Annotated in this window: 8 protein-coding genes; 2 read left to right on the top strand and 6 right to left on the bottom strand. The window is 44.6% G+C overall.

The window, feature by feature from the left end; all coding sequences use genetic code 11:
- The 3 genes from IM456_RS23570 to IM456_RS12215 all read right to left on the bottom strand — a co-directional run.
- Nucleotides 1–44: DUF6887 family protein (locus IM456_RS23570; protein WP_502845896.1), on the bottom strand; the 44-nt coding region annotated here is incomplete at its 3' end.
- 10 nt (nt 45–54) lie between these two features.
- On the bottom strand, nt 55–246 hold the full coding sequence (locus IM456_RS23565) for a DUF6888 family protein (protein ID WP_465246295.1): 192 nt from the start codon (nt 244–246) through the stop codon (nt 55–57).
- Between the two features lie 196 nt (nt 247–442).
- Nucleotides 443–3,694, bottom strand: a complete 3,252-nt coding sequence (locus IM456_RS12215) for an nSTAND1 domain-containing NTPase (protein ID WP_287692053.1) — start codon at nt 3,692–3,694, stop codon at nt 443–445.
- 165 nt (nt 3,695–3,859) lie between these two features.
- Here IM456_RS12215 and IM456_RS12210 point away from each other — a divergent pair, with 165 nt between their 5' ends.
- Nucleotides 3,860–4,234, top strand: coding sequence for a CU044_2847 family protein (locus IM456_RS12210; RefSeq protein WP_104396437.1), 375 nt, complete (start codon nt 3,860–3,862; stop codon nt 4,232–4,234).
- A gap of 68 nt (nt 4,235–4,302) precedes the next feature.
- Here the strand turns inward: IM456_RS12210 and IM456_RS12205 are convergent, their stop codons facing one another.
- The 3 genes from IM456_RS12205 to gcvH all read right to left on the bottom strand — a co-directional run bounded on the left by IM456_RS12205 (nt 4,303) and on the right by gcvH (nt 6,931).
- Nucleotides 4,303–4,890, bottom strand: a complete 588-nt coding sequence (locus IM456_RS12205) for a hypothetical protein (RefSeq protein ID WP_287692051.1) — start codon at nt 4,888–4,890, stop codon at nt 4,303–4,305.
- Nucleotides 4,891–5,203: 313 nt separating this feature from the next.
- Nucleotides 5,204–6,376 (bottom strand): molybdopterin-synthase adenylyltransferase MoeB, encoded by a 1,173-nt coding sequence (gene moeB / locus IM456_RS12200; RefSeq protein WP_287692049.1) that lies wholly within the window; start codon nt 6,374–6,376, stop codon nt 5,204–5,206.
- A 159-nt stretch (nt 6,377–6,535) separates the two neighbouring features.
- Nucleotides 6,536–6,931 carry a glycine cleavage system protein GcvH gene (gene gcvH / locus IM456_RS12195; RefSeq protein WP_287692048.1) on the bottom strand — a complete coding sequence of 132 codons (396 nt, stop codon included), beginning with the start codon at nt 6,929–6,931 and terminating at the stop codon, nt 6,536–6,538.
- Between the two features lie 439 nt (nt 6,932–7,370).
- Between gcvH and IM456_RS12190 the strand changes: the two genes are divergently transcribed.
- Nucleotides 7,371–9,774, top strand: a 2,404-nt coding sequence (locus tag IM456_RS12190; RefSeq protein ID WP_287692047.1) for an acetate--CoA ligase family protein, incomplete at its 3' end; no start/stop codon positions are given.

The following is a 9,774-nucleotide window of genomic DNA, read 5'->3' as shown; positions in this document are numbered from 1 at the left end:
TCTCGATGGGAGAGGACATATTTTCTTAATTCTGGGCGAGACATTTGGTAAAAATCAGGTTGATGATTCATCTTCAAACTCCACATTTCCGTTAGTTAATATGATAAAGCTAAGAGTTTCACCTGCTAGTATATAAATCTCCTTTCTTTTTTCATCATACCGAAATAGATGAATATCGGTATAGAAGTTAGACAGGGTTTGACACATTCTAATGCAAGTAAGCATCTGTTCGGGAGTGGGTATCATTATTGATGGCTTTTTCCTCCAATTTACGAGTTTATACTTGTAATAAGTATAGCATAATACTGGATTGAAACAGCTAATTTAGTGCCTTAGATTTAAGGGAATGCGAGCATCCTGCTCGCTAATTATTCAAGTAGTCTGCTCGCTAGATGTTATATACCAAGCCAGAGCCTTGGCACAAGCAATAACTGTTAACTGTTCACTGAATCACCGTCCTCGACGACGCAACTACCCGAAACCCGTCGAAGTCGCTGAGGTAATCGCAGTCGCCGCGATACGCAGAACGACAACTCCTGGGACCGTCGCCCCAAGAGCCGCCACGTACTACATATTTCCTTTTTAACAACACATCAGGACACAATTCTTCTTTCCATGCCCGACCATCATTGGGCGCGTCTTTATAGTTATCGTGCCAAGGATCTAGACACCATTCCCAAACGTTCCCGTGCATATCATAAAGTCCAAAGGCATTCACGATTTGAAACCTGCCTACGGCCGTCGTCCTTGCACGAGCGGTTTGACCGTAATTTGCCAAAGCCGGGTCAATGTTGCACCCAAAATGATAGGGCGGATAAATCGGATTTTGAATTGATTCTTCACTGATAACTGATGACTGATAACTGATAACTGCACGACAGGCGTATTCCCACTCTGCCTCACTGGGTAAACGGTATTGATAGCCTTTTCCTTTTTCCTGTGACCAGAGTGATAGTCTCTCACAGAATTCCACTGCCTCGTACCAACTAATACTTTCCACTGGTCGGCGGCTATCCCCTTTATAGGTTGAGGGGTCTGGGTTGAGATCCCGTTCAATTTTAGGCAAAGAAGCTACTGCTCGCCACTGCGCCTGCGTTATCGGATATTTGCCCATCAGAAAGGGAGAAATCGTGACCCTGTGTGGCGGGCGCTCATCTGGATATGATCCGTCTTCTCGCTCCGGCGAACCCATCCAAAATTCACCACCGGGAATTTCCAACATTTCTAGGTTTATTCCACTTTCTAACTCTTCGATTACTGTGGCTGGTAGCTTGTTTTCTGCGATAATTGAGAGGGCAATATTTCCTTGCTTATCAACCTCTGCTGTCCAGATAGGAACCTCCTCTCCCCACTGCTTCAGTAACCAGGAAGCTGACAGCCTTATCTGTGCTTTTTCCTTCTCATTTTCGAGTAAATTTCTCAACTTTTCTCGGTTTAAAAATGATTTGTTGGCTGCTTCCTTTTCTAATGTCTCTCGCTCTAAATTATCAATGTCTGAACTGCGGAGGTAATTATATAATTCTTGCTGGCTACTAGCTTCGAGAAAATTTTTAGCCAATTGCGTAGTCTCCACAGTGTCTTGATATTCTTGCAGAATTTTCTCTGCATCTGCTAACTTGTCACCCGACCACAAATAATACTGAGATCTGTTATTTTTTTGCCAGTCTTTGGCATCTTTATCCACCTGTTTGGCTAATTCTCTTCCCTTGCGAGTTTCGGTTCGCCACAGATTCAGGTTGTCCCACTTTTCAATTAAAGCTTCATGGGCTAAATCTACCCAAGCTTCTTCTTCTCGTTCAGTTTTTCCCGTCACTAAAAGGCGACCTTTTACTAATCCTTGTTCTCCTTCAATTAGTTCTGTTAAAACTTTTTGTCCTTCTTGATTATCTCCAGCTAGAGACAAGATAAAGGCTTTCGGTTGACGCAATCTGGTATCTTTTTCCCCATCTCCTATTTGCAGAAGATTCAAGAAAATTCGCTTGATTAAAGTTTTCTCTGTTTCTGTTCGCTCCTGCTGCGGTGAGTCTTTTTCATAATCCTTGTATTGATAGACTTTATCAGCTTGACAATTTAACGCTCCTACTATCCCACCTATCGCCTCATAAGTATCTAAAGTCAGCCGATGTTCTGCCTCATCTCGTTTCTGCCAAAGCTGGGTTAAAGCAAACTCTAATAAGGGTAAAAATCCTTGTTCTTTTTCGTCGATATCTTCGAGGATTTTATCGCACAATTCTATCGTAACGTCATAACCTTGCAGCTTGGCTGGTTCCGTGATTGCTTCCCTCAAATATGATCCCCTGAGAGTTGACAGATATTCAGCATTATTTTGAATTATTTGTCGCAGCCCATCGTAACGCAAACAGGGTTCAATGAAATCCGCCCTCATGGTAGCGACAACTGCCAGAGGAAAGTCAGGAATTGTGGCAACTTGAGTAATCAATTCAATAAAGCGATCGCGCTGTTCCGCTAGAGCAAAAGTGAATAATTCCTCAAATTGATCTACCACCAGCAAGAATTTGTGTTCTTTGTGTTCGCAGGGAAAAAGTTCTAATAGCGGTTTTAAGCCTTCGCTGGCTGGATTATTGATACATTCATCCAGCAATTGTTGATCATCTCGAAAATAGGGTAACAGCAGGCTTTCCAACATTGTCAACGGCTTAAATCCGGGCTTGATCGGTTCGAGAATTTGCCATCCTAATTCTTCCAACCAGGGCATCAATCCCGCCAGAACTACCGAAGATTTACCACTTCCAGAAGCACCAATCAGAGGGACAAAATTTAGCCGATCTAGCTTAGATTTGATGTCGTCCACCACTCGCTTGCGTCCGAAGAAAAATGGGCGTTCTTTCTTAGTAAACGCCAGCAATCCTTGATAGGGACAGCGCAATTCTCCCTTCTCATCTAGTAACGGTTTCACTTTTTTAACTTGAGGCTGCGCCCCATATTTGACCAGAATTAGCGATCGCCCAACTCCCATGCGAATCGGTTCTTGACCCTTCCCGCGCAATTCCCGCGAAACGAAATCAAACAGGCGATCGGCACTAATTTCTCCCGTTTCTGGGTCAGCCTGTTTTTGCGACAATCCCTTCAGTAAAGCGGCGGTGAACAAACTGTATTCCTCATCTTCCCAAGCTACCTGTTGTGACCGACAGGCGGCGATTAGGTAGTAATCTTGCTTCTCCTTAAACGCTGAGAGGCTAGGTTCTAGCAAAGTGCGATTTAATTCCGGATTTTCGGGCAATAACGCCCCCGCATGGCAACAGTCTAGCATTACTACCAGATTGCTCAAATTAGAACGATGCAACAGCCGATTAAGTCCTCTTTCTAAGGAAATAGCCTTTTGACCGTCCCTTTGGCTGTCGGAAGTGGCGAGATATGTTTCCCTGTCACCGATGTCATTAGTCAAGCAAAATCCATGTCCTGAAAAGTAGATCAAGACTTCTTGATTTTCGGTCTGTTCTCCCGATAAAATTTCCTTTAAGGCTTCTAATACCTTATCCTTCGTCACCTTTCCTGGAACAACTTCGTAGCGTTCTTCTGCGGGAATCCAGCGTTTAGGTAGGCGTTCTACATTCTCAAATGTCCTGGTATTCTCCAAGAATTGAGCAACAGCTTCCGCATCTTTGGCGGGTTTACTCAAAGATGGCAGGAAATCGTAATCGTTAATGCCGATGATGAGGGCGTAGCGAGCCATAGACAGTCAGCAAGGGATAGAAATGTTTTTTATATTAGGTTGTTTTTTGGTAAACTGCAAGGAAAGCATAGGCCCTCCCTTAGATAATCTTTTCTTATCATCACAAGTACGGGAGAGCCAAGAAATAGTTAAGAAAAAAGTTAATTTTCAATTTCTGCATTATTTATGACTCGACTAACTCCGATCCAAATTGACGAAAACACTCTAATTTATATAGAGTCCACCGATGACCTGGAAATTCCTGCCGAGACAGTAAAAACCGAGGGAAGAGTTGCTAAAGGGGTAATTAATGTACCAGATAAACAGCAAATTTTACAGAATTTTCAGACAATTGAAGATACAATTCGTACCTACACTACTTACACTTTAAACGCTTTTCGCAATTTAGCCATTGCTAACATTGAGGAAGTCACTTTACAATTTGGTGTGGAAATCGGCGGTGAGGTAGGAATCCCTTATATTACCAAAGGAACCGCTAAAAGTAATTTAAATATTACGGTTAAGTGTACCTTTCCTAAGCCGCCGAACTCGTCTGATTGATGGTTCAATCTTTAACGTTTTCTGGTTTTTCCATATATTCCCAAAATAAGAGAGCCAAATAATCTTGATTAAGGTCTCTGGTCTTGATTTTGGGGATAACTGGGGAATAGATCCCTGGGGAAATCCTCGGCACTTAAACAGGTTTGTAAAGCTTGGGAGGGGTTATTTTTGTCCACATCACGACTGACAGCGATAACGCATTGGGAAAAGCGCCCGGGTAATAAACTTTGACGACAGGAATCTAAAACCTGTCTAGAAATCCCTAATTTATCAGGTTCCTTGGCTGTTTCTGTTTCCGTTTGTTTGAGGGAATTAGCGGCAAACAAGGGGGCAGCGCGATGGATATCGACCACACAATTACCTAGGTCGATGGGACGACGCACTTGAAAACAAGCTTGCAGAGCCAGATTACCATCGATCGGGGTTTTGGATTTAATCATCGCCACACACCGGGATAATTCTTTCGGAATTAATGCTTCTGAACAAGCGGTGGCAGCATCTTGGGGACTGACTCCCGTGCCGACAATCTGACTGATACAGGCACTGAATTGATTATTGTTGCCAAATGCGATCGCTGCTCGGTTCATTTCTACTAAGCCAAGGGAAATAGTAGCGATTGCGCTCCAACTAGCAATTTTTTTAATATGGTTTTTCATCGTTCGCTCACACCGAGGATTTTAAGGCTAACTGGCCTTGATCTTAACAGATTCAGAGAGAACAGGAAACACAGAGAAGGGGAGATGGGGGGATGGGGAATGGGGTAGGGTTGATTCATGAATCAACCCTACCTTGAATCAACCCTACCTTGAATCAACCCTACCTTGAATCAACCCTACCTTGAATCAACCCTACCTTGAATCAACCCTACCTTGAATCAACCCTAGGAAGATGGGGGGATAGGGAATGGGGAAATTCAACTAATACCCCAAAACCCCAAAACCCCAAAACCCCAAAACCCAAGGGCTAAAATTAGTATTCTGGTACAGTGGAATCGACTTCGCGACTCCAGGCGCTGATACCACCTTTGACGTTAATTCCTTCGATACCTGCGTCTTTGAGGATAGCGAGGGCTTTAGCGGAACGTCCCCCCATCTTACAATGGGCGATAAGACGATAACCGTTGACTAATTCCTTAATTTTGGGAATTGCCGCACCATTTTCGATATCGGGTAGGGGAATTAACACCGAGTTGGGGATATTAGCGATTTGGTACTCGTTGGGATTACGCACATCGATGAGAATGTAATCATTGGCATTGCTGTCAAGTAGTGCTTTTAACTCTACTACGGTCATTTCTGTCATTTTTTGCTGTTCTGCCGCTTCTTGTGCTTTCGCTTGCGGGATACCGCAGAATTGTTCGTAATCAATTAATTTTTCAATGACGGGACGGATGGGATTCGGGCGCAATTTTAACTCACGGAATTTCATTTCCCAAGCATTGTAAAGCAGTAAACGACCACTGAGGGTATCCGGTGCGCCGAGGATAATTTTAATGGCTTCTGTGGCTTGAATTGTGCCGATTACCCCGGGTAAAACTCCTAAAACACCGCCTTCCGCACAGGAGGGAACCATCCCCGGTGGTGGCGGTTCGGGATAGAGATCGCGGTAGTTGGGACCGCCTTGGTAGTTAAAAACGGTTGCTTGTCCTTCAAAGCGGAAAATTGAGCCATAAACGTTGGGTTTGTCGAGAAGAACACAAGCATCATTAGTCAGATAACGGGTGGGGAAATTATCCGTCCCGTCGATGACTACATCATATGGGGCTAAAATGTCAAGGGCATTTTCGGAACTTATGCGGGTTTCGTACAAATCCACCTGACAATAGGGGTTAATTTCTAGAATTCTGTCCTTAGCGGAAACAATTTTCGGTTTACCTACCCAAGAAGTGCCGTGAATAATTTGACGTTGCAGATTGGAACTATCGACGATATCAAAGTCAACAATACCGATTCTACCGATGCCAGCCGCCGCTAGATAGAGTAAAAGCGGGGAACCGAGTCCCCCAGTGCCGATGCAGAGAACACTGGCGGCTTTTAGTTTTTTTTGACCTTCTAAGCCCACTTCGGGCAGAATAATGTGTCGAGAGTAGCGTTGAACCTCCTCTTTGGAAAGTTCGATCGCCGCGAGATTAGGATTTAGCATAGATTGGGTAAATAGTGAAACCTGACTCGATTCGGGCAAGAATTTCGTCTCAGCACGGTTTAGAGACAAAAATCAGGAAGACTCGATCGCTTCCTGGATTTTCAATTCTTTCTATGCTTATGATAGTGTGAGGGTCTGGCTCCGTGTTGTTAATATTAGTTAACTTTCCCCTGCCACTTGGGTGCGATATTCACTAGCGGAGAGGGTATCAGCCAAGGCATTATCGGGATTTTCTACCCGCACTTTTAATAACCAACCCTCCCCGTGGGGATCATCGGCAATTAATTCGGGGGAGTCAATCATCGCTTGATTGCGATCAACTACGGTTCCCGAGACGGGAGGATAAAGATCTTCTACCGCTTTTACCGATTCAATCGTGCCGAAACTACTACCTACTTCCAGAGCCTCTCCCAATTCGGGCAATTCTAGAAACACGATATCACCCAATTGATCGACGGCAAAAGCACTAATTCCCAAGGTAGCGATTTCACCTTCGAGTCTGACGTATTCGTGGGTTTCTAGGTATCTCAAATCCTCGGGATATTCCAGTTCCATCGTCTGTCTCTAAATATTTACAGCATCAGATAGTTTACTAGATCTCTTGGGGAAAATGTTCATCGGGTGGGGATGTTTTATTGCCAACCCTACCTAGACAAAATTAATTACGCCGATCGAACCCTGATTAAACAGCTAAAATTGGTCTAGGTCGATCGGGGAACACCGGAACACTGGAACAACAACCGGTTTAAATACCTCCTAGCCTACTTAAGTAGGGAGGCACAATTACTTGTAGTGGACTGTTTCAGCTAAAATAGGGCAATAGATTTCGGCTTAAAGTCTTAGATTATAGAATTTATAGCATTTTTCTAATACACCAAATTAGCTGAAACAATCCAGTAGGATGGGTTAGCGGTAGCGTAACATAATCGGGCGTTGGGTTTCATGCTTCAACCCAACCTACGTTCATCTTATATTTAATTCCACCCACCCACTTATGTTAAATTCCATCTTAGATCCTCGCGGTGGCGAACATCAAACTATAAGAGCCTTTTTTGAGCCAAAAACCATCGCTGTGGTGGGATTTAATCGCCAAAATCCCCAACTCGATCGCACTCTTTTAAATAATCTCCATCATAATCCCGGTCAGCACCGTCTTTATCTAGTTAATCCTCACCCCGAAAACCGGCTCGATCTTCCCACCTATAGCAGTTTACCAGATATCCAGGCGGCGATCGATCTGGTAATTATCACCGCCCCCGCTCCCGAAATTCCCGCTATTATCGCCCAATCTGTCGAAAAACAGGTTAAATGCGCCCTGATTCTCTCCACGGGTTTTCGGGAAACCGGCCAGATGGGGGAAAATTTACTTAGGGAAATTAAAGCGATCGCTGGTCAAAAATTACGCATCATCGGTCCCCATAGCTCAGGAATCAGCAATCTCAGCCAAAATCTTAACGCCACCTTTTCCCCCATCCTGCCGAAAACCGGTTCAATTGCCCTGATTAGTCAAAGTGGGGCGATCGCTGCCGCCGTGCTTGATTGGAGTTTAAGCGAAAATGTCGGTTTTAGTCACTTTATCTCCCTCGGAGTCCTTTTAGATGTGGATTGGGGCGAATTACTCTATTATTTGGGAGACGATCCCCAAACCAGAAGCATCGTTATCTATCTGGAATCCCTGAATAATGCCCGCTCTTTTCTGTCCTCGGCCCGAGAAGTTGCCCTAAATAAACCAATTATCGCCATTAGTCGCCACAGTACCGACTTTGACCCCACCGCTCTTTCCCATGCTGGCAAATTGACCAGCGATCAGCTAACTCTCTCCGCTGCCTTTGCTCGCTGTGGCATTGTGGAAGTACAAAGACTGGCGGATCTCTTGAATATCACGCAAGTTTTAGCGAAAATTCCCCGATTTCCCCGGGGAAAACGCTTGACAATCATCAGCAATGGTGTTGCTCCCGCTCTTTTAGCGGCCTCGGCTTTACTGGCGGAAGATGGACAACTGGCAACCCTTACCCCCGCAACGATCGAAAAACTAGCGCCTCTTTTTCCCGCGGATATTGTCCCCCAAAATCCCATCGATCTGCGTCGCAGCAGCGATCCCGATAGCTACGCTCGCTCCCTAGAGATCGCTTTAGCGGATGCACATACCGACGCGGTGTTGATGATTCTCTCGCCCCGCTTTAACACCGATCTGCGAGAAATTGCCCGTAGCATCGCCTCAATCGCTCAAAATAGCAAAAAACCCATTTTAGCAAGTTTGATGGGAGGGGAGGGCATTGCAGAGGGAGTAGCGTTATTAAATCAGCAGGGTATCCCCACCTATCGCTATCCCGATTCGGCGGCTCGGGTGTTTAATTTGCTCTGGAAATATGAGGAGAATCTGCGCGGTCTTTATCAAACGCCAATTTTAACCAATTCTCAGGAAAATGGCTCCGATCGAGTTTTAGTGAGCCAGATTATCGAGCAAGTAGGGGATAGAACAATTCTCAGTGAGCCAGAGTCTTTAGATATACTCAAAGCTTATGGAATCCCTGTTATTGTCACTAAAATTGCTGAAAGTGCCGCAGAAGCAGTTAATCTCGCTGAATCTCTCGGTTATCCCGTGGTGATGAAACTGCATTCCCAGACGATTATCCATAAAAGCGCGGTGGGTGGGGTACAATTGCCGCTTTTTTCCTCTATGGCAGTGGTGCAAGCGTATCAAGCGATCGAAGCTAATATTACCGCACAAGTGGGTCGGGAGCATTTTCTCGGGGTGAGTATTCAACCGATGTTAGAGATCGATCGAGGATATGAGTTAATTATCGGCTCTAATTACGATGATCAGTGCGGACCGGTGATAATTTTCGGTACTGGTGGCCGTTTAGTCGATATTTTTCAAGATTACGCCACCGCTCTACCTCCTTTAAATACTAATCTCGCTCGCCGACTTTTAGAAAAAACCAAGATTTATCGGGCTTTTCACGGGACAAATGGGCTTAAATCGCTTAATTTAGCGAATTTAGAGCAAATAATCGTGAGATTTAGTCATCTAGTTAGTGAACAATCTCGCATTAAAACTATCGATATTAATCCCTTTTTTGCCGATTCAGAGCAATTAATCGCCCTTTCCGCTTCTATCCTTCTTCATCCTCCAACTACTCCCCCAGAAAAGTTATCTCATCCGGCGATTCGTCCCTATCCCGAACATTATATAGGGCCTTGGACGACGAAAAGAGGCTTAAAGGTGCTAATTCGTCCGATTCGGGCAGCGGATGAGCCTTTAGTGCGACAATTTCACCATTATCTCTCGGAAGAAAGCATTTATTATCGTTATTTTCACCTTGTCAATCTCGATCGCCAAACCGCTTATGATCGTCTTACGCGCATTTGTTTTATCGACTACGATCGAGTAATGA

It is taken from the genome of Microcystis sp. M079S1, assembly GCF_020246425.1.
In the GTDB taxonomy this organism is placed as follows: Bacteria; Cyanobacteriota; Cyanobacteriia; order Cyanobacteriales; family Microcystaceae; genus Microcystis; species Microcystis aeruginosa.
The sequence above is the reverse complement of the archived record's forward strand: the minus strand, read 5'-3'. Positions and strand labels throughout refer to the sequence as shown.

Coding starts and splice junctions, on each gene's coding strand:
- IM456_RS23565 (WP_465246295.1), bottom strand. CDS start 246: ATGATACCCACTCCCGAACAGATGCTTACTTGCATTAGAATGTGTCAA.
- IM456_RS12205 (WP_287692051.1), bottom strand. CDS start 4,890: ATGAAAAACCATATTAAAAAAATTGCTAGTTGGAGCGCAATCGCTACT.
- gcvH (WP_287692048.1), bottom strand. CDS start 6,931: ATGGAACTGGAATATCCCGAGGATTTGAGATACCTAGAAACCCACGAA.
- IM456_RS12210 (WP_104396437.1), top strand. CDS start 3,860: ATGACTCGACTAACTCCGATCCAAATTGACGAAAACACTCTAATTTAT.
- moeB (WP_287692049.1), bottom strand. CDS start 6,376: ATGCTAAATCCTAATCTCGCGGCGATCGAACTTTCCAAAGAGGAGGTT.
- IM456_RS12215 (WP_287692053.1), bottom strand. CDS start 3,694: ATGGCTCGCTACGCCCTCATCATCGGCATTAACGATTACGATTTCCTG.